The following is a 17,072-nucleotide window of genomic DNA, read 5'->3' as shown; positions in this document are numbered from 1 at the left end:
GCGGGCCAGGGCCCACCCGGCGACGACGAGGCCGGCCAGCCCCAGCAGCGCGCCTGTGGTGGCCCCGAGGCGCCCGATACCGAAGTCGTAGACGCCGGCGGCGAACAGGTGGTGAGCGGACATGGAGATGCTCCTTCTCTTCCTCTTCCCGTGACGGGATGTCGCCCGGGCATGTCCGCCGGACGACCGGGCCCCGGTCGTCCGGCGGACGCGGACACTTCGCCCTGCCGCCGACGCCGCAGCGGCCTACCGCGAAAGCCGCAGGAGCCGCGCGCGTACTGCGCGTGCGGTATCCGGCCACTCGCCCGCGAGGCGGACTCGCCCTGGGCCGCGGCCGGTTAGGGTGCGCGCATGAATGCAGGTGGGACCCGCGTCCGGGCCCTGGTCGGAGACTGGGTCATCGCCGTGGGCGTGGCGGGGGCGCTGCTGGTCACGGGAGTGTCCGGGCAGCTCTCCACGACGGACCGGGACCTGCTCGGGTACGCGCTGCTGACGTCCGGCGGGTTGGCACTGGCCGCGCGCCGCCGGGCTCCGGTCGCCGTCCTGGCCGTCACCGGGCTGTGCGCGGTGGCGTATCAGGCGGCCGGCTTCGACGTGCCCGCTGTCGCCTACCTGTTCGCGGTGTACGCCGCCGTGCGGGCGGGACACCGGGTCGCCGCCGTCGCGGCGAGCCTGACCGTGCTGGCCGCTCTCCCGCTCGCGGCTCTCACCTCCGGCCTCCACGACACCGGCGAGGCGTTCGCACAGGCCCGGGGCGCCCTCGAAATCGCCTGGCTGATCGCCGCCGGGGCCGCGGGAGAGGCGCTGCGGCAGGCCGAGCGGCGGGCGGACGAGGCCGAACGCACCCGGGAAGAGACCGCGCGACGCCGCGCCGACGAGGAACGGCTGCGCATCGCACGGGAACTGCACGATGCGCTGACCCATCAGATCTCGGTCATCAAGGTGCAGGCCGACGTGGCCGTCCACGTGGCCCGCAGACGAGGCGAAGAAGTGTCGGAGGCCCTGCTGGCGATCCGCGAGGCCGGCCGCGAGGCGGCCCGGGAGCTGCGCGTGACGCTGGAAGCGCTGCGCGACGACGACACGACCCCGCCGCGCGGCCTCGACGACGTGCCCGAACTGGTGGAACGCGCCGGCCGAACCGGTCTGAAGGCGACCCTGACGATCGAGGGACAGCGGCACGACGTGCCGGCCGCGGTGGGCCGGACCGTCTACCGGATCGTCCAGGAGTCGCTGACCAACATCGCCCGGCACGCGGACGCCGGCACGGCCTCGGTCCGCATCGACTGCCGTCCGGACACCCTCGCCCTCCGTGTCGACGACGACGGCAAGGCCACCCCGGCCGTCGCGCCGACGCCCGGCGTCGGGCTGCAGGGCATGCGCGAGCGGGTCACCGCCCTCGGCGGCCGGCTGCGGGCGGAGCCGCGCGGCGAGGGCGGCTTCACCGTCCAGGCCGAACTCCCCCTGGACGGGGCATCATGATCCGAGTGCTGCTCGTCGACGACCAGCCGCTCATCCGCAGCGGATTCCGCGCGCTCCTCGACCTGGAGGACGACATCGAGGTGGTGGCGGAGGCCGCCGACGGCGGCGCGGGCCTGGAACTCGCCCGACAGCACCTGCCGGATGTCGCGCTCGTCGACATCCAGATGCCCGTCGTCGACGGCATCGAGGCGACCCGGCGCATCGCCGCGGACCCGGGTCTGGCCGGAGTGCACGTCGTCATCCTGACCAACTACGGCCTCGACGAGTACGTGTTCGACGCGCTGCGCGCCGGCGCTGCCGGATTCCTGGTCAAGGACATCGTGCCGGAGGACTTCCTGCACGCCGTACGCGTCGCGGCGCGCGGCGACGCCCTGCTCGCCCCCTCGATCACCCGCAAGCTGATCAACCGGTACGTCACCCAGCCGCTCCCCACCCACACCGGATCGGCGCTGGAGGAGCTGACCGCGCGCGAACGCGAGGCTGTGGTCCTCGTCGCGCGCGGCCTGTCCAACGACGAGGTCGCCGACCGTCTGGTGATCAGCCCGCTCACCGCGAAGACCCACATCAACCGGGCCATGACCAAGCTCCACGCCCGTGACCGGGCCCAACTCGTGGTCCTCGCCTACGAATCCGGCCTGGTGGCGCCACGCGACTCCTGACACCGACAAGCCCGTCACCGTGGTTCGTCGGACCCTCCCACCCCCGGCGGGCTACTGTACGAACACGCCGCGCTGCTCTCGGTCGACCGAGGAGGAAAACTGTGTCATCGCCCTGCGGTCCCGAGCACGCTCCCGCCGGAGATGTGGGCGCAGCACTCATGATGATCGACTCTCGGCTCAAGGCCGTCTACGACGGCAGGTCCGGGACCGACGCCGAGCAACAGGCGCTGACCGACCAGTTCGCCGTGTCCCTGGGCCCGCAGGGGGTCGACGACCTCCTCGACGGCGCCTGCACGCTCATCTACATGTTCATGCAGTGGCTGCGGATGGCCTACGAGGACCACGACAAGGACGTCGTCGAGTGCGTGGTGCCCAACCTCGTGGCCACGATGCGCATGATGCCCAGGAGCGTCCGGCCCGAAGCCATCCCCACCATGGCCGGACTGCTCGTCGCGGCAGGCACCGGCCTGAGCCCCAGCCTGTGGCGCAAGCAGTACGGAGACTGGACCATGGACGAGATGAATCCCCTGGAAGCCACCGCCTTCCTGCTCGCGGAGCACATCAACCGGCTCACCGACGACCGCGACTTCGCCACCCGCATGATCACCGAAGCCCTGACCAGGGCGGACGAGGCCTGAGGCACTTCACAGCAGGACCACGCAGCCGCGCCGCTCCAGCTCCGCGAGCAGCTGCGGGGAGGGCGTGCAGGGGTTCCAGCGCAGATCCAGCTCTCCAGCGCGGGCATCCGGGCGACCTGGTCCGGCAGCCGGACGACGCGGTTGCCGCGCAGGTCGAGCTGGCGGAGCCGGGGCAGGCGCATCAGGGGCTCCGGCACCTCGCCGAGCGCGTTCTCCCGCAGGTCCAGGTGGCGTAGCTCGCCCAGTTCGATGACCGAGTCCGGCAGACTGGTCAGCTTGTTCCCCCGGAGCCAGAGTTCGCGCAGCTTGCCGAGGGAGCCGATGCCGGCGGGCAATGTGCTCAACAGGCTGTGCTGGGCACGCAGTTCGACCAGATCCACCATCCGGCCGATGGTTTCGGGCAGGGCGGTGAGGGGGTTCTCCCCGACATTGAGATAGCGCAGCCGTGTCAGGTTGCCCAGGGTGTCAGGGAGTTGGGTCAGGCGGTTGTCGTGCAGATAGAGGCAGCCGCTGAGTCCGGCCAGGTCGCCGAGAGTGTCAGGCAGCGACGTGAGCTCGTTGTGGCCGAGGTCCAGGGTCGTGAGACGGCGCAGTCGCCCGATCTCGGGGGACAGATCCGTGAGCCCGTTGTCCGCCAGAATCAGCACCTCCAGCTCGGTCCGTCGCCAGATCGACGCGGGTACTTCCCCGAGCTGGTGACGCCAGAGGCTGAGCGTGGTGGATGAGGGCTGCACGGCGCCGACGCTACCGCGTCTTCCCCGAGGCGCGAGTGGTGTTTCACACGCGCGCGGAGGCTCAACCGGCGTGGAGGACCCGGAAGCGATCGGGACTCGCCGGGTCTCGGTCCACGACCTGGATCGGTGGCACGGCCCATTGCCACACGTTGATGCCCGGCACGCGCGAGAACCGGATCCGGCCGCGGGTGCCCGCCACGTCCACGCGCGGCCAGGATGCGGCCGTGCGCGCCCGGTCCGTGCCGTGCGTGCGCAGCAGGTCGGCGAGGACGGCGATCGTGTCGTAGCCCTCGAAGGCCACGAAGGAGGGCGCTTCGGCCAGGCGTCCGCGGAGAGCCGTCTCGACTCGCGTACCGAGTGCGCCGAGGCGCTCGGGCCGGTAGCGCAGGAACGGGATCGCGGCGCCGTCGTCGCCCAGCGACGTCGCCCATTCCGCGAACTCCGGCTGCCCGGCCGGAGCACCGATCATGACCTGGGCGAGGCGCTGGTCGCGGCGGACGGACCGGACGATCGGCACGGCCGGCTCCGGGTGGCCGACCAGAAGGAGGAGGGCTGTCGCGCGATGACCGACGAGTTCGTCGCGGACGGCCGTGGGGCTGAGCACGCTCATGTCGAGCTCGATGACGGTCCCGCCGCGCGCAGTGAGGCAATCCCGCAGGATGCGGGTTCCGGACGCCCAGTAGACACTCGGCTGGGCGGCCACGGCGATCCGGCTGTGGCCCGCGCCGAGGAGGAAGTCCGAGTAGACCCGCCAGCCGCGGGACTGTGGCGGGGAGAGGCGCGCGACCCATTGCGTCGGCTGTTCGGTGAGGCCGTCGAGAACCGCCGACGAACAGAGGAACGGCAGTCCGAGCGCGTCCGCCCTGGCGGCAGCGGCGCGGGCGACGACGCTGTGATACTCCCCGGCCAGGGCGGCCACGCCCAGGCCGGCCAACTCGTCCACGGCCGCCGCGGCCTTCTCCGGATCAGCCGCGGTGTCCCGGACCACCAGCTCGAGAGGCCTTCCGGAGATCCCGCCCGAGTCATTGACCTCGCCCACGGCCAGCTCGAGCCCGGCGAGCAGGTGCCGTCCCGCCTCACTCCAGCCGGGCCGGGTCAGCGGAACGAGAGCGCCGATCCGGACGGCCGATCCGTCAGTCCGCTCCGCTCCAGGGGACCATGCCGGCGTGTTCATGGGTGGGCGCCTCCCGCGCGGCGATTCCGTTGGCCGTCCGACGCCGGGAAACCTACATCACCCACGTCCGGACGGTCGGCCGCCGCCGGGACCTCACGTGCCGACGAGGCGCATGTGCTGCTCGTTGTAGCGGTCGCCGTGCACGCCGATGCGAGCCGCCGTGGCGTCGAGGTCGGCCACGTCGTCGGCGGACAGGGCGACCTGCCCGGGCGTGGCGTTCCTGGCCCGGGCGAGCGTGGCGACGTGGTCGACCAGAGCCTGGTTGGCGGCGAGGTTGTCCTGCTCGAACCGCGGGATGCCGGCGCGGATGTCGCCCTCCGTGAACGCGGTCGTGGTGTCGACGGTGCCGGTGAGGAAGCCCTTGCCGAGCGGGCTGAACGGCACGAACCCGATGCCGAGTTCGGCGAGCGTGGGCAGCACCTCGGATTCGGGGTCGCGGGTCCACAGGGAGTACTCGCTCTGCACGGCGGTCACGGGGTGGACGGCGTGGGCCCGCCGGATCCCGCGACGTCCTCGACGGGGACGTCGGGGTCGACCCGGTGCTGGTAGAAGAGGTCGATCGTGTCGGTGCGCAGCCGGCGCAGCGAGGCGTCGGCGATCCGCTTGATCTGTTCGGGCCGGCTGTCGAGTCCGACCGGCGTGCCGTCCTCGATGCGCCAGCCGAACTTGGTGGCGATGACGACCTGGTCGCGCACCGGCGCGAGCGCCTCGCCCACGAGTTCCTCGTTGACGTAGGGGCCGTACACCTCGGCGGTGTCGAAGAACGTGACGCCCCGGTCGACGGCGGCACGGAGCACGCCGATCATGTCGTCGCGGCTGCCGGGGTTGGGGCCGTAACTCTGGGACATGCCCATGCAGCCCAGATCGATCGCCGAGACCCAAGGGGTGCGGTCGGGGACGCTGTTCAGCCGCGGTCGGCGACGGCGGACGCCCCCTCGGTGGACGCCCACGCGGCCAGCAGTTGCAGCGCGTCGTGGGCCGGGGTGGCGGGCTCTGCGGAATAGGCGGTCAGGGTCAGGCCCGGCTGCGAGGGCAGCTCCATCGCGTCGAAGTCGAGGGTGATCTCGCCGATGGCCGGGTGGCGGAAGGCCTTGCGGCCCGTGTGGTGCAGGCGCACATTGTGCTTGGCCCAGGCGGTGCGGAACTCCTCGCTGCGGGTGACGAGTTCACCGATCAGCCCGGTCAGGTCGGTGTCGCCGGGAGCCCGTCCGGCCTCCGTGCGCAGCAGGGACACCGTGGTGTTGAGCGACTCCTCCCAGTCGGGGAAGAAGTCCCTGCCCGCGGGGTTCAGGAACTGGAAGCGGGCGATGTTGACCGTCTGAACCCCGTGATCGGTGAACAGGGGTGCGTACAGCGCGCGTCCCAGGCGGTTCACGGCGAGGATGTCGAGGCGGCCGTTGCGGATGAAGGCCGGGGAGTCCGTCATGGAGTCCAGAACACGCAGCACACTGTCCGGCAGCGGGCCGCGGACGCGTTTCGCGCGGCGGGCGGGACGTCTGGCGACGGCGCGGGCCAGGTCGTACAGGTGGGCGCGTTCGGCGTCATCCAGCCGCAGCGCGTTCGCGACGGCGTCGAGGACCTCCTCGGACGCCCCGGCGAGGTGACCGCGCTCCAGACGGACGTAGTAGTCGACGCTGACCCCGGCGAGCAGCGCGACCTCCTCACGCCGCAGCCCCGGCACGCGCCGGTTGCCTCCGTAGGCGGGCAGACCGGCCTGCTGCGGGGTGATCTTCGCGCGCCGGGAGGCGAGGAACCCTCGGATGTCGCTCTCGGTACTCACGCATTCCAGGCTAGGACGGTCGGCCCGGATGAGGGGGGTCCTGTCAGTACCTGGAACGACCGTGCCTTCCCCGCCCAGCTGACCTGCGGTTTCCTCGAAGACGGCGGATCCCCCTGGATCCACCGGAACATACGCGAAGTCATCACAGGGAGTCATGAGATGCCGAAGCAGTCCGCACCTCAGGAGCTGGCCCGGATCGCGCCGAAGCTCGTCGAGGTCACCGACGACGTGCTCTTCGGTGACGTGTGGGAACGCGCCGAGCTGTCCCCGCGGGACCGGAGCCTGGTGACGGTGAGCGTGCTGGCCGCGCTGTACCGCAGCGAGCAGTTGCCCTACCACCTGGGGGTCGCGCTGGAGAACGGGCTCACGGTGGAAGAGCTGTCCGAGGCGATCACGCACCTGGCCTTCTACGCCGGCTGGCCCAACGCCATGACCGCCGTCACCCAGCTGAAGAAGATCACCGACGAGCGAGCCTCCTGACGGCCGAGCCGCCCGGCCCGCCCGCATCCGGCCACCTCTTCGGAGCAAGGAGAACAGTCGTGGAACACATCACGGAAACCCCCACCGTCAAAGCCCCGGCCGAGCGCTTCACCGGCCAGGTCTACCTGAACATGATCGAGGCGCCCGCCGATCCGGCCCGCCTGGCGTCCGCGCTGGTGCGGTTCACCCCCGGTGCCCGGACGAACTGGCACTCCCACGCCAAGGGCCAGGTCCTGTACGTCACCGACGGCGTCGGCCTGGTCGGCACCCGGGACGGCGACGTGGTACGGATCACCGCCGGTGAGACCGTCAGGTGCCCGCCCGGCGAGGAGCACTGGCACGGCGCCACCGACACCACCCTCATGGCCCACATCGCCATGGTCGTCGGCGACGAGAGCGGCGACGGCACGACCTGGCTGGAGCCCGTCACCGACGAGCAGTACACCGCCGCCCTGGCCGCCACCGGCCGCTGACGGCGGCCGTCCGGCCGCACCGGGCGCGCACGAGTGCCTACGCCTCGGCTTCGACCCAGGCCAGCCCGTCCTCCGACGCCACCAGGCCGCCGGGGCGCAGCGGTGTCTCGGGCTCCAGCGGGCCGCCGAACAGGCCGCGTTCCTGCAGGACGGTTCCCTCCTGGAACACCTGCCGGAAGGTCTCGGACTCGTAGAGGGGATTGCGCAGGTCGTCGGCGTCGGGGAGTCGGCGCACGGCTCGCTCGAAGTCGCCGGCGGCCGCGGTGAGCCGTTCCCCCGCCGGCCCGGCTCCGGTGAGCGAGGCGTCGCCGGACGCCAGGCCGCCCACCAGCTCGACGAACGCCTCGAGTTCCGTCGTGCCGACGCTGGTGACCTTGCGTGCCTTCCAGAAGTACGACCGCTCGTCCTGGTGCAGGTCGTAGAAGGAGACCAGGAACTCGTGGAACAGGCCGTACTCGTGCCGGTAGCGGGCCTCGAACTCGGCGAACAGACGGCTCTCGTCCGGGTTTCCGGCGAGGCAGCCGTTGATGGACCGGGCGGCGAGCAGCCCGCCGTAGGTCGCGAGGTGGACTCCGCTGGACAGCACCGGGTCGACGAAGCACGCCGCGTCTCCGACGAGTGCCATGCCGGGCCGCCACAGCCGTGACTTCCAGTACGACCAGTCCTTGCGGACGCGGACCTGGTCGTAGGGCTTCTCCGTGGCCCGCGGGACGCCGTCGAGGAAGCCGCGTACCTCCGGGCAGGCGTCGATCAGACGGCGCCAGGCGGTCGCCGGGTCCCGCTGGATCGCTTCGGCCTTCTCGCCGGCGACCACGGCTCCGACGCTGGTCAGGTCGTCCCGGAGCGGGATGTACCAGAGCCAGCCCTCGTCGAAGGCGGCACAGAAGATGTTGCCCTCGTTCGGTGCCGGGAGCCGCGCTCCGCCGGCGAAGTAGCCGAACACCGCGATGTTGCGGAAGAAGTCGGAGTGGATCCGCTTCCCGCCGACGTGCGGGTGGATCCTGCTGCCGTTGCCGGAGGCGTCCACGACGTACCGGGCCCCGGCCTCGCGGACCTCACCGCCGTGCCCGGTCCAGCGCACCCCGCGGACCCGCTCCTCGTCGGCGAGCACGCCGGTCACACGGCAGCCCTCCCGTACGTCGACGCCCACCCGGCGGGCGTTGTCCAGGAGGATCGCGTCGAACCGGGACCGCTCGACCTGGTAGGCGAACGAGGTCGGGTCGGCCAGCCGGGGCGACAGCGCGAAGGAGAACTGCCAGGGCTCCGGATTGCGGCCCCAGCGGAACGTGCCGCCGCGCTTGGGCTTGAAGCCCGCACACGCCATCTCGTCCTCGACGCCGAGGATCCGGCACACGCCGTGCACGGTGGAGGGCAGCAGCGACTCGCCGATCTGGTACCGGGGGAAGGTCTCCTTCTCGACGAGGAGGACGCGATGGCCGCGCAGGGCGACGGCCGCCGAGACGGTGGCCCCGGCCGGGCCGCCGCCGACCACGATGACGTCGAAGTCCTGCGGGGGGTTGGCGGAACTCACCGGTCTCCCTTCGCCGTTCGCGCGTCGATCCAGGTGCGGATCGCCGACGCGGTTGTCTGCGCGTGTTCCGTCATCATCGTCCGGTGGTCTCCGGGGACGTCCACGACGTCGTGCGCCGCCGGCCAGGACGCCCGCCAGTCGTCCGCGTCGGCGGAGGCCGCCATGGCGGCCGTGGGCCGCAGCGCGCGTACGAGGAGCGTGGGCGTGGCGACCGGCTCGGGGTCCCAGCCGAGGAAGATCCGGTTGTAGGCACCGATCGCGGCCAGGGCGCTGTCGTCGTCCCCGGTGACCAGGGGCTTCCCGGTGTCCCGCGGCAGGCTGTCCGGCGGCGGTGGGGCGGCCAGGGACAGCAGCCAGTCCTTGCCGCTGTTGTCCGGCGTGATGTGGTAGGTGTCCAGCAGCACCAGGCCCGCCGGTGCCCGGCCCGTGTTCTCCAGCTCGCGGGTCACCACGTGCGCCACATTGCCGCCCGCCGACCGTCCTACGACCACGAAGGGCCCGCCCCCGACGTGCCGCAGCACGTTCTCGGCCTGCGTACGCGCCAGCGCGTCGCGGTCCTGCGGCACGGCCCCACCGGCGCCGATCCCGGGGTGCGGGAACTCCAGCACCTCCAGATCGCCCTGGAAAGCGCGATGGAAGCGGGGGAAGTCCCCGCCGTCCGACGCGAGCGACGGATGGTAGGCCGGGAAGTAGACGACCGTCGGCCCTCCGGAACCGGAGCGGCCGGGGGAGCGGCGGATCGGGGGCAGCGCGTGCTCGCGACCCCGGGCGGCGGTGAAGGTGGGCAGCGCCCATGACGCGGTGACGAGCAGATGCATCGCCGCCACCGGCTGCCCGGCGGCACTGACCGTCCGGAACAGCGAGGAGAGGGTGTACGCCGGCCGCTCGGGCCCCGTGCCCGCAGCGGCTCCTGCTGCTTCGGGGGCTGCTGCGGCGGCCGGTTCGCCGTCCAGCAGGCCGAGCAGGTGGCGTGCCAGTTCCTCGGCCGTACGGTGCTCGAACACCACCGCGGCCGACAGCCGGAGCTTCAGCGCCATGCTCAGCCGGTTGCGGATCTGCACGGCGGTGAGGGAGTCGAACCCCAGGTCGGCGAGGGACTTGCCGGCCGGGAGTGCGTCGGCGTGCGGGTAGCCGAGCACCGCCGCCACGTCGGCCCGCAGCAACTCCACGAGCGCCGGCTCCCGTTCGCCGGGGGGCAGCGGCGCCAGCCGCTTCCGCCAGGCTCCGGGCTCCAGCAGCTGGCCGGGGGAACCGGGGGAGGCGGCGGAGCCCGAGGATGTCGCCGCCGCGGTCGGCCGGTGCTGCCGGACGAGGCCGCGCAACGGCGACGGCAGGTGCCCCGCACCGATCCGGCCGGACCGAAGCGCCGCCCGGTCCAGCAGCATCGGCGCCAGGACCGGCTCCGTCGAGCGCAGCGCCGCGTCGAACAGGGCCAGGCCCTGCTGGGTGGACAGCGGCATCACCACCTCACGTGCCTGTGGGCGCGGTGAGGGCTGCCCCGCCGCCATGCCCCCGGCGTGCTCCCACGGACCCCACGCCAGCGACACCGCCGGCAGCCCCTCGGCGGCGCGGCGGAGGGCGAGGGCATCGAGGAACGAGTTCGCGGCCGCGTAATTGCCCTGTCCCGCCCGGCCCAGCAGACCGGAGACGGAGGAGAACAGGACGAACGCCGAAAGACCCATGTCCCGGGTCAGTTCGTGCAGATGCCAGGCCGCGTCGGCCTTCGGCCGCAGCACGGCCGCCAGCCGCTCGGGGGTCAGTGCGTCCAGCACGCCGTCGTCGAGAACCCCGGCGGCGTGCACCACAGCGGTCAGCGGCGGCTCGCAGCGCTTGACCACCTCGCCCAGCGCGGCCCGGTCGGCCGCGTCACAGGCGACGATGCCGACCCGGGCCCCCAACTCCTCCAGGTCGTCGCGCAGTTCCGCCGCTCCGGGCGCCTGCGGCCCGCGGCGTCCGGTCAGCAGCAGATGCCGTACGCCGTGCTCGGCGACCAGGTGACGAGCCAGCTCCGCGCCGAGCGCGCCGGTGCCTCCGGTGATCAGCACCGTACCGTCCGGGCCGAAGGAAGCCCCCGTGCCCGAGGCAGCACCGGCCGCAACCAGCCTCGGCACCGTCACCTGACCGGCCTGCACCCGCAGTTGTGACGCACCGGTGGCGACGGCCGACGGCAGCATCCGCAGGGACTCGGGCCGCCCGTCGACATCCACCAGGACGACACGGCCGGGCAGCTCCGACTGCGCTGTGCGCACGAGCCCCCACACCGCCGCACCGGCCAGGTCCGGCACCGGGCCGGTGGCGTCCCGCGTGACCACGACCAGCCGTGAGCCGGCCGTGCCCGGGTCGTCCTGCCAGTCCTGGAGCGCCTTGAGGACGCGTACCGTCAACTCGTGCGTGGCCGACAGCGGATCGGAGCCGGTCACACGGGCGACGGCGGCGACGGCGACGACTTCGGGATCCGTGCCGCCGGGCAGGAACGCGGCGAGGTCCAGCTCGTCCGGGCCGCGCACGGCCCACGCGCGCCGATCGGCGTCGCCGGAGACGTCGAGGCGGTCCCACTCAGGGCGCAGCAGGGCCCGTCCTACGAGGCCGTCCGTCATGTCCGCCCGGTCGGCCGGGAGTTCCCTTGTGGTCAGCGAATCCACGCGTGCCACGAGCCGGCCGGACGGGTCGGCCAGGGTCAGCGAGACCGTGTCCGGGCCCGTCGGCGTCACCCTGACCCGCACCTCCGTGGCTCCCGGGGCGTGCAGGCTCACCCCGCTCCACGCGAACGGCACCCGGACCGTGCCCGTGCCGGCGGACGCGGCCAGCAGCGGCGCGTGCGACGCCGCGTCGAACAGCGCCGGGTGGAGTCCGAAGCGGCCCGCTTCCGGCGTGTGCGACGCGGGCAGCCGGACCTCCGCGAAGACGTCGTCGCCGCGCCGCCACACCGCGCCGACCCCCTGGAAGGCGGGCCCATAGGCGAGCCCGGCGTCGGCGAGGGCGGCGTACGCGCCGGTGAGCTCCACCGCCTCGGCGCCCTGGGGCGGCCACTGGGCCGGCTCCTCCCGCGGAGCGCGGACCCGGCCGAGCTGCCCGGAGACATTCCTGGTCCATGCGGCCGCGGACTCCTCCGGCCCCGGCTGCTCCGGTCGGGAGTAGACGTCCACCGGCCTGCGGCCCGAGTCGTCGTCCCGCGCACCCACCACGACCTGGACCCGTATCCCCGCGGAACCGGACAGGCCGAGCGGCGACAGCATCACGAGCTCGTCGACCGTCCCGCAGCCCACCTCCTCGCCCGCCCGCAGGGCCATCTCCACGAACACCGTCGCCGGCACGACGACCCTCCCGGCGACGACATGGTCCGCGAGCCACGGTTGAGACGCGAGGGACAACAGCCCCGTCAGCACCGTCCGGTCGGTGCCCGGCACCGGGAAGGCCGGCCCCAGCAGGGCCGCGGCGTCGGCCGCCCTCGGGCGCGGCGCGTCCAGCCAGTACCGCTGCCGCTGGAAGGCGTACGTCGGCAGATCCACGCGGCGTGCGCCGGACCCCGCGTACACCGCCGCCCAGTCGACAGCGGCCCCGGCCACATGCAGCCGGGCCACGGCCGACAGGAGCGTCTCCGGTTCGTACGCACCGCCGCGTGTGGCCACGGCGAGAACGGAGCCGCTCGTGGGCAAGTCGGGAAGACAGTCGGTGGCCGCCGCGGTGAGTACGGGCCCGGGACCGAGCTCCAGGTAGGCGGAGACCCCGTCGTCCGCGAGCCGGCGCACGGCGTCGGCGAAGCGGACGGGCAGCCGGGCGTGCCGCGCCCAGTACTCGGGCGAGCACAGTTCCGCGGGCTCGGCGAGCCGGCCCGTCACGGTGGAGACGATCGGAATGCGCGGCGGTCGGAAGGTCAACGACTGGGCCACGCCCAGGAATTCGTCGAGCATCGGCGTCACCAGGGGCGAGTGGAAGGCGTGACTCACCCGCAGCCGGACGGCCCTGCGGCCACGCGCCTCGAAGCCGGCCGCGACCGCGAGCACGGCGTCCCGTTCGCCGGAGATCACCACCGAACGGGGCCCGTTGACGGACGCGACGGTCACCTGCGCCCTTGACTCCGCGAGCACGGTGGTGACTTCCTCCTCGGTCCCGTCCAGCGCCGCCATCGCACCACCGTCGGGCAAGGCCTGCATCAGCCGGCCGCGAGCGGCGACGAGTGTCGCGGCGTCGGGCAGATCGAGCACGCCGGCGACATGCGCGGCCGTCAGCTCGCCGACGGAGTGGCCCACGAGGCGGTCGGCCCGCACGCCCCACGACTCCAGCAGCCGGAACAGTGCCACCTCGAAGGCGAACAGTCCCGCCTGGGCGAAGTCCGTACGGTCCACCAGAGCCGCTTTTGGCGAGCCCGGCTCGGCGGACAGCACGGCGCTCAGCGGCTGGGGGAGACGGTCGTCCAGGTACCGGCAGACCTCGTCGAAGGCGTCGGCGAAGACGGGGAAGGCGGCGCGCAGCTCGGCGCCCATCCGGGGACGCTGGGCGCCTTGCCCGGTGAACAGGAAGGCCGTACGGATCTCCGGGTCGGCCAGTCCCCGGACGGCTCCCGGGGTGTCCCGGCCCTGCGCGAACGCGTGCAGCGCGTCCAGCATCCGGGCCCGGTCACCGGCCGGCACGAGCACGCGGTGGGGGAGGGCGGAGCGCGACACCGCCAGCGAGTGGGCGATGTCGGTGGGCGACAGGCCCGGCCGGTTCGATGCCTCGGCCGCCAGCCGTTGGGCCTGGGCGCGGAGGGCGGTCTCGTCGGCGGCGGAGAGCAGCCACGGAACGGCGGTGGAGAGCAGCCCGGGCTCGGGCGACGTCGCGGCCGGCTCCGGGGAGACAGCCGTCTGCTTCTCCGGCGCCTCTTCCAGAATCACGTGCGCGTTGGTCCCGCCGATCCCGAAGGCCGAGACCCCCGCACGTCGCGGCCGGTCCGAGGCCGGCCAGGGCCGGGGCGCGGTCAGCAGTTCCACACGTCCGGCGGACCAGTCGACGTGCGGTGTCGGCGAGTCGGCGTGCAGGGTCCGGGGCAGTTCGCCGTGGCGCAGGGCCTGCACCATCTTGATGACGCCGGCGACTCCGGCCGCCGCCTGCGTGTGCCCGAGGTTGGACTTCACCGACCCGAGCCACAGCGGCCGCTCGCGGCCCTGCCCGTACGTGGCGAGCAGAGCCTGCGCCTCGATGGGGTCGCCCAGCCGGGTGCCCGTACCGTGGGCCTCCACCGCGTCCACGTCACCGGCGCGCAGCCCCGCGTCCGCCAGTGCCTGCGCGATCAGCCGCCGCTGGGCCGGGCCGTGGGGCGCGGCAAGCCCGTTGGACGCGCCGTCGGAGTTGACGGCGGAGCCGCGGAGCACGGCCAGGACCGGATGGCCGTTGCGTCGCGCGTCGGACAACCGCTCCAGCAGGACGAGCCCCACACCCTCGCCCCAGGCCGTACCGTCGGCAGCCGCCGAGAACGACTTGCAGCGCCCGTCCGGCGACAGCCCGCGCTGCCGGCTGAACGCCAGGAACGGCTTGGGCGTCGCCATCACCGTGACCCCGCCGGCCAGCGCCAGCGAGCACTCGCCCGAGCGCAGGGCACGCGCCGCCCAGTGCAGCGCCACCAGTGAGGACGAGCACGCGGTGTCGACCGTGATCGCGGGCCCGCGCAGACCGTACACGTACGAGATCCGCCCGGAGGCCACGCTGCCCGCCGAGCCCAGCCCCAGGTGCGCCTCCAGTTCGTGGGGGCGCGTGAAGCGGGCGGAGTAGTCGCCGTACATCACGCCCACGACGACACCGGTGTCGCTCTCGCGCACCGACGCCGGGTCGATCCCGGCCCGCTCCCACACCTCCCAGGAGGTCTCCAGGAGCAGCCGCTGCTGCGGATCCATCGCGAGCGCCTCGCGCGGCGATATCCCGAACAGCCCGGCGTCGAACTGAGCGGCCCGGTGCAGGAAGCCGCCGTGTCGCGTGTACGACGTGCCGGTCCGGTCGGGATCGGGGTCGTACAGGGCGTCCAGGTCCCAGCCGCGGTCGGCCGGGAACTCCGAGATGGCGTCCCGCCCCTGCGCCACCAACTCCCACAGGTCCTCGGGGGAGTCGACGTCACCCGGATACCGGCAGCCCATGGCGACGATCACGACGGGGTCGTCGTCCCCGGAAGACCGGCCCGGTCCGCCGTAGGGCTGCGGATGCCTCACGGGCCCGCCCTCGAAGAGCGCCTCGCGCAGGTGCCGGGCCACCTCGGCCGGTGTCGGGTGGTCGAAGACCAGTGTCGACGGCAGACTCAGACCGGTCAGCGCGCCGAGCCGGTCCACCAGCTCGACGACGCCGACGGAGGTCATCCCGAGATCGGTGAAGGGGCTGTCCGCGTCGGGCAGATCGCCCGGCGCGCGCCGGCAGACCTCGGCCGTTTCGGCGAGCACCGTTTCGCGTAACGCGCGCTCCTGGTCCTCGCGCGAGAGGGGTGCAAGCCGCTCGCGCAGGGCTGCGGGGGCGGTGCCGGCCGCGGCCGGGGCGGCCGGAGCGGCCAGCTCGTGCCGGGCGATCTTGCCGGACGCGGTGCGCGGGACGGCGGCGATCTCGCGGATCTCGGCCGGCACCTTGTAGTCGGCCAGCCGGCTCCGGCACGCGGCGAGCACCTGCCGGGCGTCGAACCCGTCCGGACCCGGTACGACGTAGGCGACCGGCACCTCGCCGAGCACGTCGTGCGGCACCCCCACGACCACGGCCTCGGACACGCCGGGGCACTGCGACAGCGCCTGCTCGATCTCCGTCGGGTGGATGTTCTCGCCGCCGCGGATGATCAGCTCGCTGACCCGGCCGGTGAGCCGGAGATGGCCGTGCTCGACGCGGCGGCCGAGGTCACCGGTGCGGTACCAGCCGTCCCGCAGCGCGGCGGCCGTCGCCTCGGGCTGCTCGTGGTACCCGGTCATCAGGCCCGGCCCCCGCACCCAGACCTCGCCCTCGGACCCGTCCGGGACGTCCTCGCCGCTCCGCGGATCGACGAGGCGTACGTCCATGCCCGGAACGGGGGCCCCGCAGGAACCGTCGACCCTCGGCCCCTCCGGACGGTTTACCGCGATCATGCCGCACGTCTCGGTACTGCCGTACGCGTCCAGCAGCGGCGCCCCCAGGGTCTCCTCCACGGCCGCGCGCAGAGCGGGACCACTCGGCGCGCCGGCCACGAGGCACAGCCGCAGCGCCGGCGGGGACTCGCCGCCCGGGTCGAGCAGCCGGTGATACGTCGCGGGGACGCCTGCCAGCAGGGTGAAGGGCCCGCCGAGCCCGGCGTGCGCGGTGAGCAGCTCCTGTCGCAGACCGCCCGGCGGCAGCAGGTCACCGGCGATCCGGGCGCTCGCGCCCACGGCCGTCACGCCCAGGATCGCCAGCGAGTGGCTGAAGCTGTGGAACAGCGGAAGCGGCCAGAGCAGCCGGTCGTCCGGTGAGAGACCGAAGATCGGGGCGTAGCAGGCGGCCACGGACCACAGCGCGGCCCGCTGCGTGGACAGCACGCCCTTGGGCCGGTGCGTGGTGCCGGAGGTGTACAGCATCCAGGCCGGATCGTCGAGGCCGAGCGTGTCGATCTCCGCCTCCCCGCCGCTCTCGGCCGCGGTCCCGAACAAGGAGACGCCGTCCGGCACGGGTCCGCTCCCGGTGACCAGGGCACCCAAGCCGTCGTACGGGACTCCCAGGCGCCGCAGTTGCGCGAGGTGCGCGGCGTCCGTGATGACGAACGCGGCGCCGCTGTCCTGGAGGAAGTGAGCCAACTCGGCGTCGGAGGACCGCGGGTTGAGCGGGACGCCGACCATCCCGGCCCGCAGGACGGCGAGGCAGCTCTCCACCGTCTCCACGCGGTTGCCGAGACAGATCGCGACCCGGTCGCCGCGCCGCAGCCCTGTCCTGGTGAGGTACGCGGCCAGTGAGCGCGTGCGCCGCTCCAGCTCGGCATAGGTGACGCTGCGCGCGGAGTCGGAGTAGGCGACCCGCTGCCCGGCCACCTCGGCGTGCCTCCGTAACAGCTCCGGCACCGGTCGGATCAGCTCGTCACGCCTCATGTCTCCGCCTTCCGCATCCCCGCTCCGCAAACGATGTTGAGCCTATGCGAACGGGGCTACTCGTACGGTTCGCCGCATGGCACCGCGC

At 73.2% G+C, this 17,072-nt stretch carries 9 protein-coding genes and 2 pseudogenes; 5 read left to right on the top strand and 6 right to left on the bottom strand.

Features of this window, described 5'->3' with window-relative positions; translation table 11 throughout:
- The first annotated feature begins 351 nt into the window (after positions 1-351).
- From CCL05_RS36725 to CCL05_RS36715, 3 genes are all read left to right on the top strand, one after another.
- A complete protein-coding gene (locus CCL05_RS36725) occupies positions 352-1,479 on the top strand; it encodes a sensor histidine kinase (RefSeq protein ID WP_086564972.1) in 1,128 nt (375 codons plus the stop codon).
- Positions 1,476-2,138 (top strand): response regulator, encoded by a 663-nt coding sequence (locus CCL05_RS36720; protein ID WP_086564971.1) that lies wholly within the window; start codon positions 1,476-1,478, stop codon positions 2,136-2,138. The genes CCL05_RS36725 and CCL05_RS36720 overlap by 4 nt, the downstream gene beginning before the upstream one ends.
- Before the next feature lie 158 nt (positions 2,139-2,296).
- Positions 2,297-2,776 carry a hypothetical protein gene (locus CCL05_RS36715; protein ID WP_425275969.1) on the top strand — a complete coding sequence of 160 codons (480 nt, stop codon included), beginning with the start codon at positions 2,297-2,299 and terminating at the stop codon, positions 2,774-2,776.
- 197 nt (positions 2,777-2,973) lie between these two features.
- Here the strand turns inward: CCL05_RS36715 and CCL05_RS47335 are convergent.
- From CCL05_RS47335 to CCL05_RS36695, 4 genes and pseudogenes are all read right to left on the bottom strand, one after another.
- Positions 2,974-3,423 (bottom strand): annotated as a pseudogene (locus tag CCL05_RS47335) (leucine-rich repeat domain-containing protein); the annotation flags it as partial.
- Between the two features lie 148 nt (positions 3,424-3,571).
- A complete protein-coding gene (locus tag CCL05_RS36705; RefSeq protein WP_086564969.1) occupies positions 3,572-4,684 on the bottom strand; it encodes an ABC transporter substrate-binding protein in 1,113 nt (370 codons plus the stop codon).
- 93 nt (positions 4,685-4,777) lie between these two features.
- Positions 4,778-5,538 (bottom strand): annotated as a pseudogene (locus CCL05_RS36700) (aldo/keto reductase).
- A 50-nt stretch (positions 5,539-5,588) separates the two neighbouring features.
- Entirely contained in the window at positions 5,589-6,464 is an 876-nt protein-coding gene (locus CCL05_RS36695) for a helix-turn-helix transcriptional regulator (protein ID WP_086564968.1), read from the bottom strand.
- 159 nt (positions 6,465-6,623) lie between these two features.
- Between CCL05_RS36695 and CCL05_RS36690 the strand changes: the two genes are divergently transcribed.
- Complete coding sequence (locus tag CCL05_RS36690) at positions 6,624-6,944, top strand: carboxymuconolactone decarboxylase family protein (protein WP_020270970.1); 321 nt, start codon at positions 6,624-6,626, stop codon at positions 6,942-6,944.
- Between the two features lie 59 nt (positions 6,945-7,003).
- Positions 7,004-7,417: a (R)-mandelonitrile lyase gene (locus tag CCL05_RS36685; protein ID WP_086564967.1), complete on the top strand. Its 414-nt coding sequence runs from the start codon at positions 7,004-7,006 to the stop codon at positions 7,415-7,417.
- 37 nt (positions 7,418-7,454) lie between these two features.
- On the opposite strand, the gene CCL05_RS36680 is transcribed toward CCL05_RS36685, so the two are convergent.
- Together CCL05_RS36680 and CCL05_RS36675 are read right to left on the bottom strand one after the other, a co-directional pair.
- Entirely contained in the window at positions 7,455-8,948 is a 1,494-nt protein-coding gene (locus CCL05_RS36680) for a tryptophan 7-halogenase (protein ID WP_086564966.1), read from the bottom strand.
- Positions 8,945-16,984 carry a type I polyketide synthase gene (locus CCL05_RS36675; RefSeq protein ID WP_086564965.1) on the bottom strand — a complete coding sequence of 2,680 codons (8,040 nt, stop codon included), beginning with the start codon at positions 16,982-16,984 and terminating at the stop codon, positions 8,945-8,947. The genes CCL05_RS36680 and CCL05_RS36675 overlap by 4 nt, the downstream gene beginning before the upstream one ends.
- Between the last annotated feature and the right edge of the window lie 88 nt (positions 16,985-17,072).

This window comes from Streptomyces africanus, from assembly GCF_002150735.1.
Taxonomy (GTDB): Bacteria; Actinomycetota; Actinomycetes; order Streptomycetales; family Streptomycetaceae; genus Streptomyces; species Streptomyces africanus.
The sequence above is the reverse complement of the archived record's forward strand: the minus strand, read 5'-3'. Positions and strand labels throughout refer to the sequence as shown.